Genomic DNA, 24,629 nt, shown 5'->3' on the forward strand with positions numbered 1-24,629 from the left:
CTAAGATCCCGATGGATCAGCGGCTAAGGCTTTGGCGAAGGCCCCGGGCCTGCGGATTCCGCAGGCCCGGGAACCAATGCTCTAGCGCTTCTGCTTGACGATCTTTTCCTGGTCGACTTCGCCACCGGAAATCGCTTCGTGCTCTTCGTGGCCGGCACCAACCAAGCGGTTGTCGCCTTCTCCGAAGAAGCCCTTCTTGAAGTCGATGATCGAGGACTTCAGCGCTTCAGCGGTGTCGTCGTCCAGGACGTTGGTCTGCGCCAGCGTGGTCAGGATGGAGGACTTGTGCTTGAGGTGCTCCAGGAACTCGGACTCGAAGCGGCTGACATCCTCAACCGGAACATCGTCCAGGTAGCCCTTCGTACCGGCCCAGATGGATACAACCTGGTCCTCGACCGGGAACGGCGAGTACTGGCCCTGCTTGAGCAGTTCCATCAGGCGGGCGCCACGGGTCAGCTGCTGGCGTGAAGCCGCGTCGAGGTCGGACGCGAACATCGCGAACGCCTGCATGTCGCGGTACTGCGCCAGGTCCAGCTTCAAGGTACCGGACACCTTCTTCATGGACTTGACCTGTGCCGAACCACCAACACGGGACACGGACACACCGACGTCAACAGCGGGGCGCTGGTTGGCGTTGAAGAGGTCCGACTGCAGGAAGATCTGGCCGTCGGTGATGGAGATGACGTTGGTCGGGATGTAGGCCGAGACGTCGTTGGCCTTGGTTTCGACGATCGGAAGACCGGTCATCGAGCCTGCGCCCAGCTCGTCGGAGAGCTTGGCACAACGCTCCAGCAGACGGGAGTGCAAGTAGAAAACGTCACCCGGGTATGCTTCGCGTCCCGGCGGGCGGCGGAGCAGCAGCGACACTGCACGGTAGGCTTCGGCCTGTTTCGACAGGTCATCGAAGATCACCAGTACGTGCTTGCCGCCGTACATCCAGTGCTGGCCGATGGCCGAGCCGGCGTACGGAGCCAGGTACTTGAAGCCGGCGGGGTCGGATGCCGGGGAAGCCACGATGGTGGTGTATTCCAGCGCGCCGTGGTCTTCCAGGGTCTGGCGGACAGCGGCAATGGTGGAAGCCTTCTGGCCGACACCGACGTAAACGCAGCGCACCTGCTTGGTGACATCGCCCGAGGCCCAGTTGGCCTTCTGGTTGATGATGGTGTCCACGGCGATGGCGGTCTTGCCGGTCTGGCGGTCACCGATGATCAGCTGGCGCTGGCCGCGGCCGATCGGAATCATGGCGTCGATAGCCTTGAGACCGGTCTGCATGGGCTCGTGCACCGACTTGCGCTGGGTCACGCCCGGAGCCTGGAGTTCCAGTGCACGGGTGGTCTCGGCCTTGATCTCGCCGAGGTCATCGATGGGCTGGCCCAGCGGGTCAACTACGCGGCCCAGGAAGGCGTCGCCTACCGGGACGGACAGGATTTCACCGGTGCGGTGGACTTCCTGGCCTTCTTCGATACCGGTGAAGTCACCGAGGATGATGACGCCGATTTCGCGGACGTCGAGGTTCTGGGCCAAGCCCAGGGTGCCGTCTTCGAAGCGAAGCAGCTCGTTCGCCATGACCGAGGGAAGGCCCTCAACACGGGCGATGCCGTCACTTGCGGCGGTCACGCGGCCGACCTCTACGCGCTCTGCGTTTCCGGGTTCGTAGGACGCCGCGAACTCGTTCAACGCATTACGGACGTCGTCGGCGTTGATGGTCAATTCGGCCATCTGCAGTCCCTGCTCTCCTGTTTTCGTGATCATCGTTGCTCACGATGACCGGTGTTTGTATCAGTTAAGTTGTGCTTGTCTGGCTAGCCGGCGAGTTGCCGGCGGAGTTCGGACAGGCGGGCTACGACGGAAGCGTCAAGCACTTCGTCCGCCACCTGGACCCGGATCCCACCGATCAGAGTCGGATCAACGCTGACGTTGACCTTCAACTCGCGACCGTAGAGGGCATCAAGCCCGGCCTGCAGACGGCTGGCCTGCGCATCCGTCAACGGACGGGTAACGCGGACAGTTGCGATCCAGCGCTGCTGGCGCTTGGCTGCAAGCTTGGCGAAATTGTCGATGAGCTTGCTCGGCTTGACGCCGCGCGGCTGCGACACAGCCTGGCCGATGAGGAGCTGGGCTTCCGGGCTTGCGCCGGGAACCAACTTCTCCGCCAGGCTGATCTTGGCCGCAGCACTTGCCTGCGACTCTCCCAGAGCACGTTGTACCTCGTGGCTGGAAGCAACGGCCTGGTTGAAAGCAAACAGATCGTTTTCCAGCTCTTCCAGCCCCGTGATTCCGGAGGCAGAAACGGCCGACTTGTTTTCAGCCACGGCGATGACCACCGTGGCGGCAAGAGTCTCGAGTGCATCGCCGATATCGCGTGCAGATGCCCAGCGCAAGCCAGCCAATCCACTTGCGATTTCCGCAGCATCAGCGGAGACTTTCCCGCCAACCAGCTGCTTGACCAGCGCCGACTTTTCTTCTCCGCTGCGGGAGGGGTCAGTCAGGGCGCGGCGCAAGCCAGCCGAGCTGTCCACCGTTCCCAGGATTCCGAAGAGGTCCTTAGCCAACTGCAGCGAGGCCGTCGGAAGCTTGGCTTCCAGCTGCTCCAGCGCCTTCGTCAGCGATTCGCTCGATACACCTGCCATTACTTAGCTGCACCTGCGCTCTGGGTCTCCAGATCTGCCAGGAAGCGGTCCACCACGCGGGCGGCACGCTCGTCATCGCTGAGCGATTCGCCAACGATGCGCTCTGCCAAAGTCGTGGCCAGGGTGCCCACCTCTGAACGCAGGGAGACAACAGCTGCCTGGCGCTCGGATTCGATCTGGGCGTACGCCTGCTCGGTGATGCGTGCCGACTCGGCTGCTGCCTTGGTTTTCAGCTCCGCGAGGATCTGGGCACCTTCGGCTCGAGCTTCTTCGCGGATGCGGTTGGCCTCGGCGCGGGCGTCGTGCAGCTGCTGCTTGTACTCTTCGAGAGCTGCAGAAGCTTCAGCCTGGGCCTTTTCAGCCTTGGCAATGCCACCCTCAATCGCCTCTGCGCGCTCCGCGAAGGTCTTCTCGAACATCGGGACAACAAACTTGACCACGATGTACAAGAGGACCACGAAGCCGGCGAAGACCACGCCCATTTCCCACGGGTTGGGAAGGAGCGGATTAGCCGACTCGGCGGCGTCTTGAGCGGCGGCTGAGATGATCTGCTGATTCATATTTCACCCGTCCTTATCTACTCGGTTCTGAATGTTCGCTTGGTTCTTAGCGGTTTACTTGAGAACGAAAGCGAAGACCAGGCCGAGGATGGCGAGGGCTTCGGTAAGAGCCAGACCAAGGAACGCGATCGGCTGGAGCACGCGCTGAGCTTCCGGCTGACGTGCAACACCGTTGATGTAAGCAGCAAATACGAGACCCACACCGATACCACCGCCGATGGCGGAGAGACCGTAGCCAATGAGGTTGAGGGAGCCGTTGATGTTGCCGTTCATTGTATTCCTTTCAAGATGCCGCAGTCGCGGCAGGTTGTTTGGTTTGCTTCAACCCCCGAAGGGGAAGATTGAGGTTGTGCCTAGTGGCTGTCGGCGTGGAGTGCGCCTTCGATGTAGATCGCAGTCAGAAGGGTGAAGACGTATGCCTGCAGCACCATGATCAGTGCTTCGAGCATGTACATGGCGATGGCGCCAACGAGCACGAGCACGGAAGCGCCCTTGAGAAGGACGTTTTCCTGCATGACGAGGAACTCGATACCCGAGCCGGCGATCATGACAATGAGGTGTCCGGCCATCATGGTCGCGAAGAGACGGAGGCTGTGCGTTACCGGCCGGACCAGGAAGTTGGAGATGATTTCGATCGGTACGACGATCGGCAGGATGAACCACGGGACGCCTGAAGGAACCGTGGCCAGCTTGAAGTACTTCAAGCCGTTCTTCTTGATGCCGATGCCGATCCAGGTGACGTATACCACTGCGGCCAGCACATAGGCCCCGCCGACGTGCGAGAAGCTCGGAAGCTGGATCACGGGAATGGCGCCGTAGATGTTGTTCACCAGGATGAAGAAGAACAACGTGAACAGGAGCGGTACGTACTTCATGAAGTCGCGGCCGCCGATAATGTCCTTGGCGATGCTGTTGCGGACGAAGCCGTAGGCCATCTCGCCCGCGAACTGCAACTTGCCGGGAACCAGCTGCTGCTTGCGTGCAGCGGCGAGGAAGAATGAAGCGATAAGGACGACCGACAGGATCACCAGCAGCATCTGCTTGGAGAAGCCATCGCTCGCACCCCACGGCAGGATAGCCGGCAGGTGCATTTGGTCGATTCCGGGAGGAGTGAAGGTCCCTGAATCCTGGGCCGGGAGCGCAAGCGCGATCAACGCGTTTCCTCTCTGCAGTGTCCATCATTGGGCGTTGTTGAGGATCCGGCCGCGTTTCCTGCAGCCATTTCCCGTGTGAAATTATTTGGCATTACTGTTCCCGTCCTGGGACGGACCACTGTCTGCTTTGCTCTCACCGGAAGACGAGCGATGACTGGTGAGGCCGTGCATATGGGAAAGATAGAACCCTCCTGCGGCTCCAAGCAGAGCGCCAAGGAGCACAATCCAGCGAGTCCCCCACAGATTATCCAGACCCCAGCCTATCAAACTCCAGACTATGATTCCGCCAACAATGTAGCTGAAGACGGCGATGCCGGCGTTGTATCCGCCGTCGCTTCCGTCGCTCTCCTGCTCAGTGGAATCGCCGGGTTTTGCGGCAATGGGTGTGGCGGAGCGTCGCTTGTTCCTAGGAGTGAACATCGTCGCCCCCTTTGCCTGCTGCGGGGTCGTTGTAGATCTGGAGCCGGGCCTTGCTGAAGCCGTAGATTTCGGCGGCTTGCCACGAGATAACCGTGACGACGGCGCCAATCACGAACCAGCGTCCGTGCAGCCATGCAGGGGCGCCCAAGACGAACAGCACCACCGCGAAGCCGATGACCTTGACAAAGTAGCTGGCGACAAAAAGGCCGACCGCACCGGAGGGATTATCCCGGCCGACAAAATGGCCGATCAGGAGGCTGATGGCAAAAAATGCCATCACGATCGCCCCGCCGAGTGCGGCAGAAAGCACTCCTACGCCACCATTCATAGCCACCGCAACTGCCGACGTCGCCGCGAGAGCCGCCACCGCCGTCGTCGAGCTGAGGAAAAGAAGCCGCAGCCACAGCGAAGACGTGGAGCGCGGGGCAGCAACGCCGCTCGAGTCGGACTGCTGTCCGCCGGCGTTGGAGGTCATGGGGATGCCAATCGTCGTGGCAAAAATGCCAAAGTCTCAAATAGGGTGGGTGCGCGGGCGAGTGACTGTCCGCCCTAGAATTCTACATGAGATAGAACTGTGATGTTAACGCCCTCGTCACACACCGTCTACTGGGCGGCGCGGCCTTTTCGGACAAAGTACGGCCAGGCTGTCACTCCGGCCATGATCAGCGCGGCCACGATGTCGACGGTGAGGACCATCTGCCAAGGGAAGATGGCAAACGCCAGGCCTCCAAACGCCAGAATGCAGGTCCACACATACATCATGAGCACTGCTGTGCGGTGAGTGTGGCCGAGCTCGATGAGCTTGTGGTGCAAGTGTCCACGGTCAGCCGACCAGGGCGACTGGCCACGTGCTGTGCGCCGCAATACCGCCAGGCCGAGGTCCAGCAACGGCAGCGAGAGAATCGCGAACGGCAGCAGGATGGGCACAATGGTCGGAATACCGTTGGCGCGATCGTAAAGTCCTGAACTGATCTGGCCCGTGGACACCACACCGGCCGAGGCCATCACGAGGCCCAAAAGCATGGCACCGGAATCGCCCATGAAGATTTTGGCCGGGAACCAGTTATGCGGCAGGAATCCGATGCAGCAACCCACGATGATGGCCATCAACAGCGCGGCCAGGTCCGAGCGGTCCGTCAGCGTTGCATTGCGGTGGACCCAATACGCCGTCAGGAAGAACGCAACCCCGCCGATCGCGGCGACACCGGCTGCCAGGCCATCGAGGCCATCGATGAAATTGACTGCGTTCATGGTGGTCACAATGGCGAGGGCAGTCAGGACGACGCGCAGCGGCTCCGCCTCGATCCGTATGGGCTCCGGAACAAAGGGAACCACGGACATCTGCACGCCCCAGACCGCAACGATCGTAGCCGCCGTGCATTGGCCGATCAGCTTGACCCACCAGCGGATGTCCATCATGTCGTCGGCAACACCCACCGCGACGATCACCAGGGCACCTGCGAGGATTCCCCACGGCGCACCGTTCCCGTGGAAGATGTCCTTCACGAAGAACGAATTGCTGGCTACCACGAGGGCCACGGCAAAGCCGGCGAAAAGGCCCAGGCCGCCGAGTCGGGAAATTGGCACCGAGTGCATATCCCGGCTGCGGATGGGGGCAAAAAGCCGAAGTTTGTTACCCATCTGGCGGGCTACCCACGTAGCGAGGTACGACACGACGGCAGCCGTGAGCATCATGAGCGAATACATGATCACGTGGCGGCTCCTGTTGGCGATGGTGGTGGATTCTGTCCCTGGCGACTAGCTGCCGGCACAACACCTGCAACACCTCTGCGCACCGCCGAATATTGCTGTACTACAGTTGGACTCTGTCAAGATACTAGCGGCAACGGCGGCTTTGCTCCGTTTCACGCGCCCCTAGGGCGAGCCGGGAGGACCCTCCCCGCGACTGCCCGGAAGGAACCCTACATGCCTGTCTCCGTTGCCGTAGCGGCCGTCACCTTCGACCGCCCCGGAGAGCTAGCAGTCCTGCTCGACGCCATCAACAAGCAGTCCATGCCCGTGGACACCATTTGCCTCGTGGACAGCGGAACCACCCCTTCGCGGGAGCTTGCGTCAAGCCATCCAAAGGTGGACTACGTGCGCTCGGACGCGAACCTGGGCGGCGCGGGGGGCTTCGCCCTTGCGATCCTCAAGGCAGTGGCCAGCGGCGCCGAATGGGTCTGGATCATGGACGATGACGCCGAACCCGCCGATCCCACCTGTCTCGAAACCCTGGTACGAGAGGCGGAGGCCCGCGGACTGGACGCGGTCGTGCCGCTTGTCGTGGCACCCGGCCACCCCGACAAGCTCTCCTTCTTCTTCCGGATTGACGGCAAAGTGACCCACGAGCGCGCCGAAGTCGAGAAGGCGGGGTTCCTGCCCGACGTCGGGCACTTCTTCAACGGTGCGCTCATCCGTTCCAGCGTTTTCTTCAAAGTGGGAGTGCCGGATATCCGGCTGTTCATCCGGGGCGATGAGGTCGACTTCATGATCCGCCTCAGGAAAGCCGGGATCCGCTTCGGCACGGTCGCCACGGCGTGGATCACCCACCCGCACGCGTTTTCCGAGACAAAGCACGTCTTCGGCGCGCGCTGGCACGTGATCGTGCCGGATTCAGCGTTCAAGCGCTACTTCTACTACCGCAACCGGGGCTACTTGATCCGCCGCTACCGCCGTGGCAAGTCGATGGTGGCCGACATCGGAGGCTACTTGGGCTATTTCCTCCCCCGCGGTGACTTCCGCGGGCTTGCGGAATGGTTCCGGGCATTCTCCGCCGGTTTGCGGGACAAGGGCTTCGGCCCGCTGGAAGACCAGAAGTTCTAAAGGCCCTACCGGGCGCTTGGATCCGGCGTGCTGTTCCTGCCGGAGAGCCGGCGTCGGACCAACAGGCCGAGAAGCACCCACGGCTCACCGAAGACCCGGTAAGCGACGCGTCCCGGGTGCAGTACGAGCCGCCAGGCCCATTCAAGCCCGAGCCGGCCCAGCCAGCGTGGAGCGAGCTTCTGGAGACCCGCCAGTTGTTCGATGGCTCCGCCGACGGTGCAGTAGACGGCCGGCGGAAGCTCGTTGAGGCGGCGGTGCAGGACAGATTCCTGCAGCGGCATACCCAGGCCAAGAAGCACTAGCTGCGGGCGGAATTCCGCCAGCCAGGCGACGGCGGCCTCTTCGCTGGCGTCGTCCCAATTCTCGCCGGGCCGGCCGGAAACCTCTGCGCCGGGCACGATTTTGCGGAGACGCTCCACCGTCTTCCTGTTGGCCTCGGGGCCGGCCCCGACGACGGCGATCCGGCGCAGTCCTTCAACGCCGCCGAGCGCAGGCACCCAGTCGGTGGATCCCAGACGGTATTCCATCAACCCCGCGGCCTCGCCGCGTGAACCTCCGTGGCGTCCAAGTCCCCAGAGCATGGCGACAGGCGCGCCGTCCATCAGCACTACATCGCTGCGTTCATAGAGGCTGCGGAAGTCCGGGCTCGAATGAAACAACGTGACGCTGTGCAGATTGTGTCCGAGGACAACCTTGGTGGTGCCGTCCGAAACGTACCCGCTGATGGCCTCGATGAGTTCCTCGGCGCAAAGCGCGGTGACGTCTACGTCCAGAAGGGGAACACGATCCCGGACCAGGCTCATTCGGACCTGGTCTCCGTATGAACAGGGGTCTGAACAGGGGTCTCGCCGGGGGCGGTTTCAGTTTCCGGTTCCGACGCTGTTTCAGTTTCCGGCGCGGTTTCCGTCTGCGTCACCGGTTCGGGGGCGGTTTCAGCCTCCGTCGCCGGTTCCGGCGCGGTTTCGCCCAAGGCAAGCACCCCGGGAACAACTTCGCGGAGGCGTTCCACGGAAATGGCGCCATCGCGCACCACACGCAGCGGCAGCGTGGTGGCGTCGACAATCGTGGACGGTCGGGACTCGGTTCCCTCGACTGGGCGGAAGCCACCCTCGAGGTACACCTCAACCGATTCGGCAAGCTGGGTCCGCGCCTCGGCGGCGGTCTGTGCGGCCGGCTGACCGGTGCGGTTAGCCGAGGACACCGCCAGCGGGCCGGTGCGGTTGAGCAGTTCGAGCGCAATTTCGTCGTCGGGCATCCGCAGGGCCACGGTTCCGCGGGTCTCGCCCAGGTCCCAATCCAACGACGGCTGGGCATGGAAGATCAGCGTCAGGCCGCCGGGCCAGAAGGCTTCTGCCAGTTTGCGGGCTTCTTCCGAGACATCGGTTGCCAGCCCGTCGAGCGCATTGAGCCGCGGGATCAGCACCGGGGGCGGCATATGGCGGCCACGGCCCTTCGAGACAAGCAGCATGGTCACGGCCTGCGGCGAGAACGCGTCGGCGGCAATGCCGTAGACGGTGTCCGTCGGCATGACGACACACTTTTTCTCGCTGATGGCGCGCTGCGCATGCTCCAGGCCTTCGGCGCGTTGTTCCTCTGACGTGCAGTTGTAGCTTGTGGTCACAGCGCTATTCTTTCATTTCCCGGAGGCAGCGATTGCCAACACTGCGCTCGTGGCACGTTCCTTGCCGTTCAGATCGAGGTGGGTGCTGACACGCGTCCAGCAGTCGGCGGCCTTCAGATGTTCGGAAATCCACCCTGCCTGCACCTCGGCGTGCTCCATCACGAAGAAGCCGCCGCTCTTCAGGAGCCGGGCAGCCGAGGCGGCGGCCGCCGTCGGAAGCTCCATTCCGTCCGCTCCCCCGCCGTACAGTGCCTCGGGCGGATCGTGCAGGGCCACTTCAGGTTCGTTCGGAATCGCTTCGGCCGGGATGTACGGCGGATTGGAAACGACGACGTCGAAAGTTCCGTCGTGTTCGGCCAGGGCATCGCGGAGGTCGCCCTGCACGAGCTTTACTCCGAGGGGCTTCAGGTTCTTGGAGGCCCAGGCATGCGCGAACGTGCTGAATTCGACGGCGTGGACCTCGGCCCCCGGCACTTCGTGGGCGATCGAAGCTGCAATGGCGCCGGAGCCGGTACCAAGGTCAACCACCTTGGGGCGATTGAGCCCCTGGAGGTGGTCGATGACCAGTTGGACCACGGATTCCGTTTCCGGCCGTGGAATGAACACGCCCGGGCCCACGGCAAGCGTGAGGTAGCGGAAGTGCGCGACGCCGGTGATGTGCTGGAGCGGAACGCGCTGTGCCCGCTCGGCCACAAGGTCCGCGTAGCCATCCGGGGCGGCGGAATCACCAAGCAGCATGGCGCGCAGGCGTCCGAGGCCGACGCCCAGGAGATGTTCTGCGAGGAGTTCCGCGTCCACGCGCGGAGTGGGGACTCCAGCGTCGGACAGGATGGTTGTTGCCTCACGCACGGCGTCGGCGAGGCTTTGGCCCGGAAAGAGCGTCATGAAGATCCTTGCAGGCCGTTACTCGCCCAGGGCATCCAGTCGGGACTGTTCATCCATTTCGATGGCCGATTGGATGACCGGTTCCAGGTCACCGTTCATCACGGCGTCGAGGTTGTAGGCCTTGTAGCCGGTACGGTGGTCGGCAATCCGGTTCTCCGGGAAGTTGTACGTGCGGATGCGCTCCGAACGGTCCATGGTGCGGATCTGCGACTTGCGCTGGGCAGAGTTCTCGGCGTCGATCTGCTCCTGCTGGTGGGCAAGGATACGCGCGCGAAGGACGCGCATGCCCGCTTCGCGGTTCTGGAGCTGGGACTTTTCGTTCTGCATGGCCACCACGATGCCCGTGGGCAGGTGGGTGATGCGGACGGCCGAGTCCGTGGTGTTGACGGACTGGCCGCCGGGACCCGAGGACCTGTAGACGTCGATCTTGAGGTCGTTCTGGTTGATCTCGAGTTCTTCGGGCTCATCGACTTCCGGGAGCACGAGTACACCGGCCGCGGAAGTATGGATGCGGCCCTGCGACTCGGTGACGGGAACACGCTGGACGCGGTGCACGCCGCCTTCGAACTTCAAGCGGGCGTACACGCCTTCCGCGGGATCGTTCGAGTTGCCCTTGACGGCCATCTGGACGTCCTTGTAGCCGCCCAGATCCGATTCGGTGGCCGAGATGAGCTCGGTCTTCCAGCCGCGCGACTCCGCATAACGCATGTACATGCGCAGCAGGTCCCCGGCGAAGAGCGCCGCTTCGTCGCCGCCTTCGCCGCCCTTGACCTCAAGAATGACGTTGCGGGCGTCGTCAGGATCGCGCGGGATGAGCAACCGCCGCAGCTTCTCCTGCGCTGCCGGAAGCTGCGCCTCGATTTCGTCTACCTCGGCAGCAAATTCGGCGTCCTCGGAAGCCATTTCCTTTGCCGCTTCAAGATCGTCCATGAGCCCGCGCCACCGGTTGTATGCCTCCACGATGCCCTGCAATTGGGCAGACCGCCGCCCCAACTTGCGGGCCAAAGCCTGGTCGGCATAAACGGCAGGATCACTCAACTGCGCCTGGATAGCTGCATGCTCATCGAGCAATCCCTGTACGGACTCAAACATTTCAAAACCTCTTTCGACTTCTACAAGTCTAATAACTGCAACGCGGGGTCACTTACGGCCCATTCCGAGGGTCCGGACGGGCCGTATCTGACCCCGCGTTGCAACGCGAAGGGGCGGGGCGGAACGTCCGCGCGGCATCAACCGCACGAACGAACCAGCGCCCGCCCCTAAAACAGCTATTTGTCGTTATCCGACTTGGCTCCAAGAGTCGTCTTCTGTACCTGCATGAGGAACTCGACGTTGCTCCCGGTCTCCCGGATCTTGTTGGTCAGGAGTTCAAGGCTCTGCTGGGTCTCGAGTCCGGACAGGACGCGGCGCAGCTTCCACATGATCTTGACCTCTTCGGCCGAAAGCAGGTTCTCCTCGCGACGGGTACCCGAAGCGTTGACGTCCACTGCCGGGAAGATGCGCTTGTCCGCCAGCTGGCGGGACAGGCGAAGCTCCATGTTGCCCGTGCCCTTGAACTCTTCGAAGATGACTTCGTCCATCTTGGAACCGGTCTCCACGAGGGCGGTTGCAAGGATGGTCAGCGAGCCACCGTTTTCGATGTTGCGCGCAGCACCGAAGAAGCGCTTCGGCGGGTAGAGCGCAGCGGAGTCGACGCCACCGGACAGGATGCGGCCGGAGGCCGGCGCTGCCAGGTTGTAGGCGCGGCCCAGGCGGGTCATGGAGTCCAGGAGGACCACCACGTCCATGCCCATTTCCACGAGGCGCTTGGCGCGTTCGATGGAAAGCTCGGCCACCGTGGTGTGGTCATCTGCGGGACGGTCGAAGGTCGAGGCAATGACCTCGCCCTTGACGGTGCGCTGCATGTCCGTGACTTCTTCGGGACGTTCGTCGACCAGCACCATCATGAGGTGGACCTCAGGGTTGTTGGTGGTGATCGCGTTCGCGATGGACTGCAGGATGAGCGTCTTGCCGGCCTTGGGCGGGGAGACGATCAGGCCGCGCTGGCCCTTGCCGATCGGGGCCACGAGGTCGATGACGCGCGGGCCGATCTTCTTGGGATCCGTTTCGAGGCGCAGGCGCTCGGACGGGTACAGCGGGACGAGCTTGGCGAATTCGACGCGGTCCTTGAGCTCATCGGGCGTCTTGCCGTTGACCGACGTGACGCGGACGAGCGCGTTGAACTTCTGGCGCGCGGACTGCTGGCTGCGGTCCTCGCCGTCACGCGGGGCGCGGATTGCGCCGACGACGGCGTCACCCTTGCGCAGGTTGTACTTCTTGACCTGGGCGAGGGATACGTACACGTCGTTTGCACCCGGCAGGTAACCGGAAGTGCGGATGAACGCGTAGTTCTCCAGCACATCCAGGATCCCGGCAACCGGCAGAAGGACGTCGTCCTCGGTGACCTCGACGTCGTCGACGTCCGGGCCCTGGCCGCGGCCGCGACGGCGTTCGTTGCGGTCGCGGAAGCGGTCGCTGCGGGTGTTTCCATCGCGGTTGTCGCGATTGTCCTGCGGACCCTGGCGGTCGTTGCGGTCGCGGCGGTTGCGACGATTGCGGCGGTTGCCGGTGTCATCGCCGTCGTTCGTGTCTTCGCGACGCGTACGGGTGGTCTCGCGGCGTTCGCGCTGGCCGGGCTCGCCGGCCTCAACCGAGGCCTGATCGCCCTGGCGCGGCTGGGTCTGACGCTGATCGGTCTGGCGCTGATCAGGCTGGCGCTGTTCAGGCTGACGCTGATCGGTCTGGCGCTGCTCGGGCTGACGCTGTTCCGGCTGACGCTGCTCTACGCGGGGCTGTTCTGCCTGGGGCTGCTCGGCAGCGCGGGTCTCACCGGCGGCTTCACCGGTCTCCAGAGGAGCGGCCTCGCCACGACGGCGGTTCCGCGTGCGCGGCTGGCGGCGTTCGCTGGCGGCCTCGCTTGCTTCGGCGGCGGGAGCGGCAGGAGCCTCGACGGCGACGGCGGGTGCCTCCGCGGTTTCCGCTGCGGCAGGAGCGGCAACAACACCGTCGCTGGTGGCGCGACGGCTTCGGCCACGGCCACGTGCCCGGGTACCGTCCTGCGCGGGAGCGTCGGTGGATGCTGCGGCAGTGGCCTCAGCTTCCGGGGCAGGCGCGGCCTTTGCTGCCACGGCCTTGGCCGCGGTAGGAGCCTTGCTCGTGGTTGCACCGGCACGGTGGGCCGAGATGGCCGAGACCAAGTCCCCCTTGCGCATCCGGGATCCGCCCGAAATGCCCAGCTGACTGGCAAGAGCCTGGAGCTGCGCGAGCTTGAGGCCTGCAAGGCCGCTGCTCTTGGCGGTTGCGGCCGTTGATTCAGCTGCGGAAGATGTTGTGTCCACAGCTGAAGCCAGCTCAGTGGTTTCTGTCACGAAGGATCCTTCCCCCTCGACGGCGTCCAGACCTAGAGCTGGACGCGATGATTTGTTCTGGACTGCAGTTCAGATCTGCAGCCGTGATTTCGGTCTTGCCGGTTTAGTTTCAGCAGGGCCGGATACTAATGCGTCTTCGATGCTCCGGCGGGCGGGGCGCGGGCTGACGGTTCGGGTGACAGAAAGGGTTCTGTGGCACCTGCGACAGGCCGATAAGGAGACGACACCGGCAGACTTCGACACAGTAGGAGACGGGAACGGCATTAAGCCGGGATCCAATGTCAGGGAACTGCCCGCGGTTCTACCGCCGGTGCAAGTCCACTCTAGCACCTTCAACGTCCACTGCCAGTGTCATCACGCGCCACGCGACGTCCGGAGTGTTCTCCGCGGTGAAAGTGGTGATCATTTCGGCAATCGCCCCGGCTTCGTCCGCGCCGTTGGCCAACGCCAGAACTGTGGGTCCCGCTCCCGAAACGACAGCCGCATGGCCCGAAGACCGCAATGCCTTGATCAGCGCCGCGCTTGGCCGCATTGCCTCTGCGCGGTAGCTCTGGTGCAGGTAGTCCTCCGTGCCGGGAAGAAGGAAACGGGGGTCGGCTGTCAATGCGTGGATCAGGAGCGCAGCGCGTCCTGAGTTCATGGCCGCTGCGTGGTGGCCGATGGAGGCGGGCAGCAAACCGCGGGCAGTCTCGGTGGACAGTTCGTAGTCAGGCACGGCCACGATCGGGATGACCGACGGGACCACCTCTGCGCGGGTGCTGCTGTACTGCTCGCTGTCCTGCCATGACAGGGCCAGTCCGCCGAAAATCGCGGGAGCGACGTTGTCCGGATGCCCTTCCATCTCGCTCGTAAGTTGCAGGATCCATTCGCGGTCACGCTGGGCGGATTCGGGCACCAAGGCGTTGGCCGCGGTCACTGCTGCGACCACTGCCGAGGCCGAGGAGCCAAGTCCGCGGCCGTGCGGGTTGACGTTGTCCGCGCTGATCTTCAGACCGCTGTGCCGGAAACCAAGTCGCTCCAAGGCCGTGTTGAGGGCACGCACGACGAGGTGGCTGGCATCGCGAGGTAGGGTCTCGGCGCCCTCACCGGAGAGCTCGAACTCGAGCTCTCCGGTGGTAAGAGTTTCGACAGTCAGGGTGTCGTAGATCGACAATGCCAGGCCGAGGCTGTCATAGCCGGGACCCAGGTTGGCGCTCGTACCCGGGACCCTGACGGTCAGCTGCTGGCCTGCCGCGACAAGCTTAAGGCCGGTCGCGGTGGGCTGCGTGGTTTCCACTCTTAGTTTTCTTCCAGTCCCAGTTCGGAGGCCACGGTCACGACGTCGTTCGGTACCTTGACCGGCTGGACCTCGCTGCCGTCTTCGGTGCGGAGCGCCCACTGCGGGTCTTTGAGTCCGTGCCCGGTGACGGTGATGACGATCGTCTTTCCGGTGGGAACCTCGCCTGCCGCGTGCTTCTTGATGAGGCCGGCAACGCCGGCCGCGGAACCGGGTTCCACGAAGACGCCTTCCTTGGCGGAGAGCCAGCGGTGGGCATCGAGGATTTCCTCGTCGGTCACGGCGTCGATGAAGCCGCCGGATTCATCGCGTGCCGCAATGGCCGTGTCCCAGGACGCCGGGTTGCCGATACGGATCGCCGTGGCGATCGTGTCCGGTTCGGTGATGGGGTGGCCTGCGACGAATGGTGCCGCGCCTGCCGCCTGGAATCCCCACATGGCCGGCGTCTTGGTGGAGACGGCAGGGAGGGTGCCCGCGGTTGCGGACTCGAAGGGCGCGGAATACTCCTTGTAGCCCTTCCAGTAAGCGCTGATGTTGCCCGCGTTGCCGACCGGCAGGACGTGGATATCCGGAGCGTCTCCGAGAGCATCGACGATTTCGAAGGCACCGGTCTTCTGGCCCTGGATACGCGCCGGATTGACGGAGTTCACGAGGAACACCGGGTAGGACTCGCCGAGCTTGCGGGCGATGTCCAGGCAGTTGTCGAAGTTGCCGTCAACCTGCAGGAGCGTGGCACCGTGCGCAATCGCCTGGCTGAGCTTGCCCATGGAGATCTTGCCTTCGGGGACCAAAACAGCACACTTCAACCCGGCGGCCGTGGCGTAGGCAGCGGCGGAGGCAGAGGTGTTGCCCGTGGATGCGCAGACAACGGCCTTGGCGCCTGCCTCGACAGCTGCGGTCATGGCCATCGTCATGCCGCGGTCCTTGAAGGACCCGGTGGGGTTCATGCCCTCGACCTTCAGGTACACCGTGGACCCGGTGAGTTCGGAGAGCTTCTGCGCGTGGACGAGCGGGGTGCCGCCCTCGCCGAGGGTAATGACCTTCGTGGCTTCCGTTACAGGCAAACGATCAGCATATTCGCGGATTACTCCGCGCCATTGGTGAGCCACTTAGACCCCTTCTACCCGCAGAACGGATGTCACAGAATTGATGACGTCCAGGCCCTTGACGGCCTCGACGGTTGCCGCGAGTGCGGCTTCGGATGCGCGGTGGGTGACGATCTTCAGCTCGGCAGACTCAACTTTCGAAGCGGCGTCGCGGTGGATCGTCTGGCGCATGATTTCAATCGATACGCCGTGCTCCGCGAAGATGTGGGTGATCCGGGCCAGCACGCCGGCCTGGTCGGCAACGTCGAGGCCGATGTAGTAGCTCGTGGTCGAGGCATCGATCGGCAGCGCGGGCACGAAGCCGGTAGTGGTCTCGGTACGACCGGGACCGCCGAGCACCACTCGGCGTGCCGCCGAGACGAGGTCGCCCAGGACGGCAGACGCCGTCGGGGTGCCGCCGGCGCCCTGGCCGTAGAACATGAGCTCCCCGGCATTCTCGGCTTCGATGAAGACTGCGTTGAACGCACCGCGAACGGCTGCAAGCGGGTGTTCGCGAGGCAGGAGGGTGGGGTGGACGCGGACCGAAATGCCGCCGTCGCCGTTTGCATTGGTGATCTTCTCGGCGATAGCCAGCAGCTTGATGACGAAGCCCGCTTCTTTCGCAGCCGCGATATCCGCTGCGCTGACCTTCGTGATGCCTTCGCAGTAGACGTCTTCGAGGGCGAAGCGCGTGTGGAAGGACAACGACGCGAGAATAGCGGCCTTGGCCGCGGCGTCGTGGCCTTCGACGTCGGCAGTCGGGTCGGCTTCCGCGTATCCGAGCCGTTGGGCCTCGGCAAGCGCGCCGGCGAACTGCGCGCCGGTGCTGTCCATCTGGTCGAGGATGAAGTTGGTGGTGCCGTTGACGATGCCCAGGACCCGGGTGATGCGGTCGCCGGAGAGGCTGTCGCGGATGGGGCGCAGGATCGGAATGGCTCCGGCGACGGCGGCCTCGTAGGAGAGCTGGACGCCGGCCTTGTCGGCCTCTTCGTAGAGCGTGGGGCCATCCTGTGCAAGGAGCGCCTTGTTGCCGGTCACGACGCAGGCGCCGTTCTGCATGGCGGTCAGGATGAGCGAACGGGCCGGCTCGATGCCGCCCATGAGCTCGATCACCAGGTCGGCGTCCTTGACCAAGGTATCGGCGTCGGTGGTGAACAGTTCGCGCGGTAGTTCGACGTCGCGCTCTGAATCAATGTTCCGCACGGCGATGCCGGACAGCTCCAAGCGCGCACCGGTGCGGGCCGCAAGTGCGTCGGCGTCGTCAAGGAGAATCCGCGCTACCTGGGCTCCCACGTTGCCACAGCCCAGCAGGGCCACCTTCAGGGTTCGCACTTCAGACATTCGCCACTCCCATGTCGCGGTTCAAGAGATCTTCTTCGGTTTCCCCGCGGACGATCAGCCGGGCGGATCCATTGCGCACAGCGACAACGCCAGGCCTGGCCAGATAGTTGTAGTTGCTTGAGAGGGCCCAGCAGTAGGCGCCGGTTCCCGGTACAGCGAGCAGATCACCGGCTGCCACGTCTTCGGGCAGATATACATCTCTAACAACTATGTCGCCGCTCTCGCAATGTTTGCCCACTACTCGGGACAGTTGCGGGGCGGAGTCCGAGGTCCGCGAGGCGAGAATGGCCGAATAATCCGCGTCGTACAGCACCGGACGGGCGTTGTCGCTCATGCCGCCGTCCACCGACACATAGCGGCGCGGGAACGTAACGTTTTCCCTGCCCCGGGCTTCTGCAGGCGCATCAACGCGAACCGTTTTCAGCGTCCCGACCTCGTACAAGGTGAAGGTGCTGGTGCCCACGATTGCGCGGCCGGGTTCGATCGAAATGCGCGGCGGGGTGATGCCGAGCTCAGCGCACGTGGAGCGTACGACGGCGGCCATCGCCTGCGCGATTTCGGCGGGCGGGCGGGGGGTGTCCACCGGCGTGTAGGCAATGCCGTAGCCACCGCCCAGGTCCAGTTCCGGCAGGACGATGGAGTATTTCGCCTGCATCGCGGCGAGGAATCCCAACAGTTTCTCGGCTGCAAGCGCGAAGCCGTCAGGCTCGAAGATCTGGGAGCCGATGTGGCAATGCAGGCCCAGGAGTTCCACATTGGAGTACGAGGTGGCCGCGGCGACGGCTTCCTCGGCGGCCGAGAGGCCGGCTGACTCCGTGGTATCCCCTGCCATGGAGAGACCGAATTTTTGGTCCTCGTGGGCCGTGGCGATGAATTCGTGGGTGTGGGCGTGGACGCCGGGCGTCAACCGCAGCATCACCTTCGCCGTCTCGCCGCGGCCGGAGGCAATCTTGGCAACCCGCTCAAGCTCGTCGAGGCTGTCCACCACGATGCGTGCGAGCTTCATGTCCAATGCCCGGTTGATCTCTGCATCGGATTTGTTGTTGCCGTGCAGCCCCAAATTGGCGCCTTCGATGCCGGCCCGGGCCGCGACTGCTAGCTCGCCGCCTGAGCAGGTGTCCAGGCGCAGGCCTTCCTCGGCCACCCAGCTGGCTACGGCAGTGCACAAGAAGGACTTTCCGGCGTAGTAGACGTCCACTCCCCCGCAAATGTCCTCGAAAGCTGCGTCGAAGGCTTCCTTGAAGGAGCGGGCGCGGGCACGGAAATCGCCTTCGCTCATGACGAACAGCGGGGTGCCGAACTGGGCCTTGAGTTCGCTGACGGGAACGCCGTCGATGGCGAGTTCACCGCCGTCGGTCCTCTGCACGCCTTCGGCCCACATCGGCGCGTGTAGCGCGTTCAGGTCCTCCGGCACGGCGAGCCATTCGGGGGCAAGGGGCGAGGCTGCGGCGTTGTCGGGGCTTTGCTGCACGGTTTTGGAGTCGCTCACGGGGATCACATCCGTTCCGGAGCCGACACGCCGAGGAGTTCAAGTCCGTTGGCCAGCACCTGGCTCGTGGCGTCGTTGAGCCACAGCCGTGTGCGGTTGACGTCCTGGACGGGTTCGTCGCCGAGCGGCGAAACGCGGCAGGCGTCGTACCAGCGGTGGTAGGCGCCAGCAATGACCTCGAGGTGGCGGGCCACGCGGTGCGGTTCGCGGAGTTCCGCGGCCTTGGCCACGATGGACGGGTAGCTGCCGAGGTAGGACAGCAACTCGTTCTCGGTGGCGTGGTCCAGCAGCGAGGCGTCGAAGGCGCTGTGGTCCACGCCGGCCTCGATTGCGTTGCGTGCCGTTCCCCGCGAGCGGGCATGTGCGTACTGGACGTAGAACACAGGGTTTTCGTTGCTGTTCTTCTTGAGGAGTTCCGGATCCAGCGTCAGCGGCGAGTCAGCGGGGAAGCGCGCCAGCGAGTAACGCACGGCGTCCTTCCCGAGCCACTCGATAAGGTCCTTGAGCTCGATGATGTTGCCGGCACGCTTGGACAGCTTGGCGCCGTTGACGGACACCAGCTGTCCGATCAGGACCTCGATGTTGACCTCGGGGTCATCGCCCGCACAGGCGGCAATGGCCTTGAGCCGGTTGATGTAGCCGTGGTGGTCGGCGCCGAGCAGGTAGATCTTCTCGGTGAAGCCGCGGTCCTTCTTCGACAAGTAGTAGGCAGCGTCGGCGGCGAAATACGTGGGTTCGCCGTTTGCTCGGATCATCACGCGGTCCTTGTCATCGCCGAAGTCCGTCGTGCGCAGCCAGACTGCGCCGCCGTCGTCGAACACGTGGCCCTGCTCCCGGAGGCGGGCGACGGCCGATTCGATCGCTCCGCCGTCGTGCAGTTCCTGCTCGGAGAAGAAGACGTCGAATTCCACGCCGAACTCGGCCAGGGTGTCCTTGATGTCCTTCATCTGGGCCTGGTAGGCGGCGGAACGGATCACCGGCAGTGCTGCCTCGTCGGTCAGTTCGCGGATTGCCGGATGTGCCTTGAGGACCTCGTCGCCGAGTTCCCGGATGTATTCACCGGGGTAGCCGCCCTCGGGAACGCCGCGTCCGTGCAGGCGGGACAGTACCGAGTTCGCAAAAACGTTCATCTGCGACCCGGCGTCGTTGATGTAGTACTCCGCGGTGACGTCCGCACCGGAGGCCCGGAGAACGCGGGCAATGGAGTCGCCCAGGGCGGCCCAGCGCGTGTGGCCGATGTGCAGCGGTCCCGTGGGGTTGGCCGAGACGAATTCCATGTTGACCACATGGCCTGCGAGCGCCTGGTTGGTTCCGTAGGAGCGTCCCGCCTCGACGATGACCTTGGCCAGCGCGCCGGCGGCGGCTGCATCCACGGTGATGTTGAGGAAGCCGGGGCCCGCGATGTCCACGGCGGTGACGCCGTCGATCGCTTCCAGTCGCTTGCCCAGGATCGTGGCGAATTGACGCGGGTTGGTCCCGGCATGCTTGGCAAGCTGCAAGGCGATGTTGGTGGCCCAGTCGCCGTGCTCCCGGTTCTTGGGTCGCTCCACGCGCACGTCCTCGGGGAGGGCAGATTCGGAAAGCGCAAGCTCGCCGGCGGCGACAGCGTCTTTCAGGCAGGCGGATATGGCGGCGGAGAGTTCTTCGGGAGTCACCCGTCTAGCCTACCGGTGGGGCCTGCAACTGGTGGAATTCTTATGCTTAGCAATGCGCACATGCGCGCACCAGCGCGCACCCAGCCGGCACCCAGCTTTGGCCAGTGGAGCTCCCAGACTGAACCGATAGGCTGAAATCAACGTCAATCGTGTGATCGGCCCCCGCCCGCAGCACATTGCCATGACCCTTTTCTTGTCCAGTTGACTTGTCCAGTTGAAACGAGCAGAACCATGACTACGCCACTCCGCAAGGGCCTTCTGGTGGGCGCCGCCGGCCTCTCCCTGGCCGGTTCGGTGGCAGCTTGCGCCCCTTCGGCCCAAGGCAGCACGCCGCAAAAGACCTCCACGATTTCCGGCCCGTACAAGGACGGTACCTACAGCGCGGACGGTGACTACATTTCACCCAACGGCGGTGAAACCGTGGGCGTCCAGCTGACCCTGGCCGGGGGCACCATTTCCGCGGTGGACATCACCGTCCATGCCAACAACCCGAACACCAAGGAATTCCAAGGACAGTTCAAGAACGGCATCGCCGCGCAGGTGGTCGGCAAGAAACTGGACGAGATCAACGTCTCAAAGGTGGCCGGCTCCTCGCTGACCAGCGAAGGATTCAACAAGGCCGTGGAAACCATCAAGTCCGAGGCCAAATAGACGCATGACGCACACGGGCTGGAGCGTTTTCAGCTTTGACGGCATCGGGACCACGTGGGAAATCTCGACGCCGGAGGAACTCCCGGAGGGGGTGCTCGCCGGCTTGCTCGGCGTCGTGGAGGACTACGACCGAAGCTACTCGCGTTTCCGGGACGACTCCCTGATTGCAGTGCTCGCCCGCGAACCCGGCACCGTGACCCTCCCGGCAGGGGCGGGCGAGTTGGAGCAGCTTTTCACAACGCTGTACCGCCTCAGCGACGGCGCCATGACGCCTCTCATCGGCGGCAGCCTCGAGCGACTGGGCTACGGGGCGGACTATGCCCTGCGACCCCTCGGGCACCCGGTGCCGGCACCACGGTGGGAAGACGTCCTGGAGTGGAAGGGCTCTGCGATCTCCGCTTCCGCTCCGGTGGTCCTGGACATCGGTGCCGCGGGGAAGGGCCAGTTGGTGGACCTTGCGGCCGGGGTCCTGCGCTCAGCGGGCATCACGGAGTTCCTTGTCGATGCCAGCGGCGACATGCTCCATTCCGGGGCGGAACCATTGCGCGTGGCCCTCGAACACCCCTACGACCCCGCCCAGGCGATCGGCGTCGTCGAACTCCACGGCGGCGCGCTGTGCGCTTCCTCAGCCAATCGGCGCGCGTGGGGCGACGGACTGCACCACGTCCTCGACGGTGCGACCGGTCGTCCGATAGAGACGGTGGTGGCCACATGGACCATGGCTGCCACCGCCATGGAAGCCGATGCCCTGGCCACCGCGCTCTTCATGGTGGATCCCGCGGTCCTTGCCAAGGAATTCGATTTCTCCTGGCTCAAGGTTTATTCGGACGGACACGCCGTCTATTCGGCCGGCTTCGAAGGGACACTGTTCTCATGATTGCCATCAAAGCGCGCGTGGATGCCTGGCTCGGCCGTTTCACGATGTACCGGCTGATCCTCTGGGTCCTTGCCGTGCTCGCGGCGTACAGCATGGTGTTGAACGCCTTGGGCTGGCTAAGCTTCGGGCTGCCTGAAATGCTGGTCCACCTTGTGCTGTGCCTGGGTCTGACGTACGCATCCAACCGGCTCGTGGCCATGCTCTTCAAGGTCCAGCCGCATTCGGAGTCTTCGCTCATCACGGGCCTTCTGTTGTACTTCTTGTTTTGGCCCACCGAGCTGATTCCCTCTGTCCAGATCCCCAATCTCGCCGGAGTCGCCGTGGCGTGTGTCGTCGCCTCGGCCTCCAAATACGTCTTGGCCTTCCGCGGCCGGCACATTTTCAATCCCGCGGCGGCGGGTGCCTTCATCGCCGGGCTCACCGGATTGAACATCGCCACGTGGTGGGCGGCAACTCCGGCCATGTTGTGGCTCCTGGTCCCCGGCGTGCTGCTGGTGTTGTACCGGACGCTGAAGGTGCTCATGGCCTGCGCGTTCCTCGTGGTGGCGGTATCGGTGGTGTGCGCCGTGCTCCTGCGCGGCGGCATGACATTGGGTTCGGCTTTGTGGCAGCCGATCTCGCAGCAGCCGCTGCTGTTTTTTGCCGGCTTCATGCTCACCGAGCCCCTCACCCTGCCTCCCCGCCGCTGGCAGCAAGTGTCGCTGGCCGTCGTCGTGGCCTTGTTGTTCGCCGTGCCTTACAACCTGGCGGGCGTCATCGCCAATTCGCCTGAGCTCGCGCTGCTCATCGGGAACCTCCTGGCATTCCTCATGGGACAGCGGGGCGGAATCATGCTGACGTTCAAGGGTTCGCGTCCCCTGACGCCCTTCACCACGGAATTCCGTTTTGAGCCGCGACGGCCGGTCCGTTTCCTCCCGGGGCAGTTCATGGAACTCAACCTTCCGCACTCGCGCTCCGACGGGAAAGGACAGCGACGGGTCTTCAGCATCACCAGCGCGCCGGGCTCGCCCGAGATGACATTCGGCGTCGGCACGGCGGAACCTGTCTCCGCCGCCAAGCGCGCGTTGCTCGCACTGGAGCCTGGAGAGTGCGTACAGGGAACCGCCGTGGGCGGCGACTTTGTCTTACCGCCCGACGCCGGCAAACCCGTGCTGCTCATCGCGGCGGGAATCGGGATCACGCCTTTCCTGTCCCAGCTGGCATCGCACGACTCCGCGCAAAGGGACATCGTCGTGTTGTATCTCGCCCCCGGCGCCGCCGAACTTGCCGGGAGCGACGTCCTGGCGGCCTCGGGCGCACGGGTCATCGCCCGCCTTTCGGACGGTTCCCCGCCGCCGTCGTTCATGCACGACGCCGGACGGAGCCGCATCGACGGCGACTCCCTGCGGGAGCTCATCCCCGATATCGCCGAGCGGGACGTATACGTCTCCGGGTCGCCGGCAAACGTCGACGCCCTTCGCTCTGCCGCCCGCCATGCCGGAGCCCGACGAATCCATGTGGACGCTTTTGCGGGCTACTGACGGCCCGGGGGTGGGTGTATTCCTCGTGGCGAGGATGGCCGCCGAGGTTCAACACGCACTCGTCGACACCTGGGTGATGATCCGTGATTAGGAGACGCGCCCTCCAGGGCCGCTTTGCTGTGAGGCCGAGGGTCGTGGGTTGGGTTCACATGTGTAGCCGGATGATGAAGAGGAAGTAGCACCAGACGGGCAGCGAAAGCAGTGACAACACGGCCATCGCGCTGCGTACCCGTGATCGCTTATGCAGGATCACGGAGAGGAGCCTGAATGTGAGGATTCCGACGAGTCCTCCGACGAAGTTCAGGATCACGTCGTCGATGTCCGATGCTCCAACCCCGAACACGCCCTGGATGACCTCGACAGCGACGCTGACCGAGGCGACCGTAAGCATGGTCCGCCATACGGCCACCCGATGAGGGAGCCACGATGCGTAGACTCCGAGCGGGATGAAGATCAGGATGTTTCCCACGACGTTGGCGAACGCCACTCTCTCGGTGCCGGGAGAGTGACTGAACGCGTATTCCGCGATACTCGCGAACGGAATGAGATTGATCGACCTCTCCGAACCCGGTGCACGAGAGAACAGAAGCAGCTTCAGCAGGAAGGCCGCGTAGAGGGAGAAGACGGCGAAGATGGCCACGGTCTCCGCTTTCGCGCGTTTCGTGGCGAGTCGCCAACTCGGTCCGTCATCCGTGACCGCTGCGAGTTTCGGTTGTACACCCATCCGCACGACGGTACAGAGGGAACCTGTCATGCTCCTGTAAGACCTGGATTCAACGCCGTTCTTTGTGCCGCATCCGACCGAAGCGGCTCCGGAAGGGTCCTTGCCCGCTCTCCCTTCCGGCGCCCCTGGCGGCGCCCCGTTTTCCATTGCAGCGCGGTGACCTGCTAAGCTCATGGACGTCCCTCCGGCAACGGACGGGAGCCCCGGATGCCCTCGTAGCTCAGGGGATAGAGCGTCTGCCTCCGGAGCAGAAGGCCGTAGGTTCGAATCCTATCGAGGGCACAACGAAAAAACCCCGCCGGTTCCAGAAACCGGCGGGGTTTTCCTGCATCCAGGCCGGTTTCTTGGGAACGGCAAGCGTGCGCATTGGTTTGTCTCACTGCTAGAGGACAGTGCCCTCACATGGTGCGCGCAGATCAAATGGTCGACGGGTGGGAAGGAACCACCGAATCGGCAGCCGTGCGGGATATCTATGTCCGAAGTGGATACGGGATCGCGGTTCAAAGCACCT

General features: G+C 64.0%; 23 protein-coding genes and 1 tRNA gene. 5 read left to right on the forward strand and 19 right to left on the reverse strand.

The genetic code is table 11. The annotated features are described in order from the left end of the window. Window positions 1-81: 81 nt before the first annotated feature. The 8 genes from atpA to AB0323_RS01745 form a co-directional block, all read right to left on the reverse strand. Window positions 82-1,719 carry a F0F1 ATP synthase subunit alpha gene (atpA, locus tag AB0323_RS01710; protein ID WP_366175880.1) on the reverse strand — a complete coding sequence of 546 codons (1,638 nt, stop codon included), beginning with the start codon at window positions 1,717-1,719 and terminating at the stop codon, window positions 82-84. 83 nt (window positions 1,720-1,802) lie between these two features. After that, a complete protein-coding gene (locus AB0323_RS01715; protein ID WP_366175833.1) occupies window positions 1,803-2,630 on the reverse strand; it encodes a F0F1 ATP synthase subunit delta in 828 nt (275 codons plus the stop codon). Beyond that, complete coding sequence (locus AB0323_RS01720) at window positions 2,630-3,190, reverse strand: F0F1 ATP synthase subunit B (protein ID WP_364533551.1); 561 nt, start codon at window positions 3,188-3,190, stop codon at window positions 2,630-2,632. The genes AB0323_RS01715 and AB0323_RS01720 overlap by 1 nt, the downstream gene beginning before the upstream one ends. A gap of 54 nt (window positions 3,191-3,244) precedes the next feature. Beyond that, window positions 3,245-3,463: an ATP synthase F0 subunit C gene (gene atpE, locus AB0323_RS01725; RefSeq protein WP_364533548.1), complete on the reverse strand. Its 219-nt coding sequence runs from the start codon at window positions 3,461-3,463 to the stop codon at window positions 3,245-3,247. Between the two features lie 80 nt (window positions 3,464-3,543). Continuing rightward, window positions 3,544-4,344, reverse strand: coding sequence for a F0F1 ATP synthase subunit A (atpB, locus tag AB0323_RS01730; protein WP_364533545.1), 801 nt, complete (start codon window positions 4,342-4,344; stop codon window positions 3,544-3,546). Window positions 4,345-4,425: 81 nt separating this feature from the next. Beyond that, window positions 4,426-4,725, reverse strand: a complete 300-nt coding sequence (locus tag AB0323_RS01735; RefSeq protein WP_366175881.1) for a hypothetical protein — start codon at window positions 4,723-4,725, stop codon at window positions 4,426-4,428. 25 nt (window positions 4,726-4,750) lie between these two features. Then, window positions 4,751-5,239, reverse strand: a complete 489-nt coding sequence (locus tag AB0323_RS01740) for a hypothetical protein (RefSeq protein WP_366175834.1) — start codon at window positions 5,237-5,239, stop codon at window positions 4,751-4,753. Between the two features lie 128 nt (window positions 5,240-5,367). Further along, the gene (locus AB0323_RS01745) at window positions 5,368-6,477 is read right to left on the reverse strand and encodes an MraY family glycosyltransferase (protein ID WP_366175835.1); all 1,110 of its coding nucleotides are present in this window, start codon (window positions 6,475-6,477) and stop codon (window positions 5,368-5,370) included. 213 nt (window positions 6,478-6,690) lie between these two features. On the opposite strand from AB0323_RS01745, the gene AB0323_RS01750 reads away from it, so the two are divergent. Next, window positions 6,691-7,587, forward strand: coding sequence for a glycosyltransferase (locus AB0323_RS01750; protein WP_366175836.1), 897 nt, complete (start codon window positions 6,691-6,693; stop codon window positions 7,585-7,587). Window positions 7,588-7,592: 5 nt separating this feature from the next. Here the strand turns inward: AB0323_RS01750 and AB0323_RS01755 are convergent, their stop codons facing one another. The 10 genes from AB0323_RS01755 to argS form a co-directional block, all read right to left on the reverse strand. Then, the gene (locus tag AB0323_RS01755) at window positions 7,593-8,390 is read right to left on the reverse strand and encodes a WecB/TagA/CpsF family glycosyltransferase (protein WP_366175837.1); all 798 of its coding nucleotides are present in this window, start codon (window positions 8,388-8,390) and stop codon (window positions 7,593-7,595) included. After that, window positions 8,387-9,208, reverse strand: coding sequence for an L-threonylcarbamoyladenylate synthase (locus AB0323_RS01760; protein ID WP_366175838.1), 822 nt, complete (start codon window positions 9,206-9,208; stop codon window positions 8,387-8,389). The genes AB0323_RS01755 and AB0323_RS01760 overlap by 4 nt, the downstream gene beginning before the upstream one ends. A 12-nt stretch (window positions 9,209-9,220) precedes the next feature. Next, window positions 9,221-10,093 carry a peptide chain release factor N(5)-glutamine methyltransferase gene (gene prmC, locus AB0323_RS01765; RefSeq protein ID WP_366175839.1) on the reverse strand — a complete coding sequence of 291 codons (873 nt, stop codon included), beginning with the start codon at window positions 10,091-10,093 and terminating at the stop codon, window positions 9,221-9,223. Between the two features lie 18 nt (window positions 10,094-10,111). Then, entirely contained in the window at window positions 10,112-11,185 is a 1,074-nt protein-coding gene (gene prfA, locus AB0323_RS01770) for a peptide chain release factor 1 (protein WP_366175840.1), read from the reverse strand. Between the two features lie 176 nt (window positions 11,186-11,361). Further along, window positions 11,362-13,500 carry a transcription termination factor Rho gene (rho, locus tag AB0323_RS01775; RefSeq protein WP_366175841.1) on the reverse strand — a complete coding sequence of 713 codons (2,139 nt, stop codon included), beginning with the start codon at window positions 13,498-13,500 and terminating at the stop codon, window positions 11,362-11,364. A gap of 301 nt (window positions 13,501-13,801) precedes the next feature. Next, window positions 13,802-14,776, reverse strand: coding sequence for a homoserine kinase (gene thrB, locus AB0323_RS01780; RefSeq protein ID WP_366175842.1), 975 nt, complete (start codon window positions 14,774-14,776; stop codon window positions 13,802-13,804). Window positions 14,777-14,778: 2 nt separating this feature from the next. Further along, window positions 14,779-15,885, reverse strand: a complete 1,107-nt coding sequence (gene thrC / locus AB0323_RS01785) for a threonine synthase (RefSeq protein WP_059387608.1) — start codon at window positions 15,883-15,885, stop codon at window positions 14,779-14,781. Continuing rightward, on the reverse strand, window positions 15,886-17,202 hold the full coding sequence (locus AB0323_RS01790; RefSeq protein ID WP_366175843.1) for a homoserine dehydrogenase: 1,317 nt from the start codon (window positions 17,200-17,202) through the stop codon (window positions 15,886-15,888). Continuing rightward, complete coding sequence (gene lysA / locus AB0323_RS01795) at window positions 17,195-18,691, reverse strand: diaminopimelate decarboxylase (RefSeq protein ID WP_366175844.1); 1,497 nt, start codon at window positions 18,689-18,691, stop codon at window positions 17,195-17,197. The genes AB0323_RS01790 and lysA overlap by 8 nt, the downstream gene beginning before the upstream one ends. Window positions 18,692-18,696: 5 nt before the next feature. After that, window positions 18,697-20,346, reverse strand: a complete 1,650-nt coding sequence (gene argS, locus AB0323_RS01800; RefSeq protein WP_366175845.1) for an arginine--tRNA ligase — start codon at window positions 20,344-20,346, stop codon at window positions 18,697-18,699. Window positions 20,347-20,577: 231 nt separating this feature from the next. On the opposite strand from argS, the gene AB0323_RS01805 reads away from it, so the two are divergent. Genes AB0323_RS01805 through AB0323_RS01815 form a run of 3 tightly spaced genes read left to right on the forward strand, consistent with a single transcriptional unit; the run spans window position 20,578 to window position 23,394 of the window. Then, the gene (locus AB0323_RS01805; protein ID WP_364533503.1) at window positions 20,578-20,997 is read left to right on the forward strand and encodes an FMN-binding protein; all 420 of its coding nucleotides are present in this window, start codon (window positions 20,578-20,580) and stop codon (window positions 20,995-20,997) included. A gap of 4 nt (window positions 20,998-21,001) precedes the next feature. Beyond that, a complete protein-coding gene (locus AB0323_RS01810) occupies window positions 21,002-21,874 on the forward strand; it encodes an FAD:protein FMN transferase (protein WP_366175846.1) in 873 nt (290 codons plus the stop codon). Beyond that, window positions 21,871-23,394: an FAD-dependent oxidoreductase gene (locus AB0323_RS01815; RefSeq protein ID WP_366175847.1), complete on the forward strand. Its 1,524-nt coding sequence runs from the start codon at window positions 21,871-21,873 to the stop codon at window positions 23,392-23,394. Before AB0323_RS01810 ends, AB0323_RS01815 begins: the two co-directional genes overlap by 4 nt. 145 nt (window positions 23,395-23,539) lie before the next feature. On the opposite strand, the gene AB0323_RS01820 is transcribed toward AB0323_RS01815, so the two are convergent. Then, window positions 23,540-24,118, reverse strand: a complete 579-nt coding sequence (locus AB0323_RS01820; protein ID WP_364533494.1) for a VanZ family protein — start codon at window positions 24,116-24,118, stop codon at window positions 23,540-23,542. Between the two features lie 209 nt (window positions 24,119-24,327). On the opposite strand from AB0323_RS01820, the gene AB0323_RS01825 reads away from it, so the two are divergent. Beyond that, window positions 24,328-24,400: transfer RNA gene (locus AB0323_RS01825), tRNA-Arg, on the forward strand. Window positions 24,401-24,629: the final 229 nt, after the last annotated feature.

The sequence above is a fragment of the Arthrobacter sp. NPDC080031 genome (assembly GCF_040702485.1).
Lineage (GTDB): Bacteria > Actinomycetota > Actinomycetes > Actinomycetales > Micrococcaceae > Arthrobacter.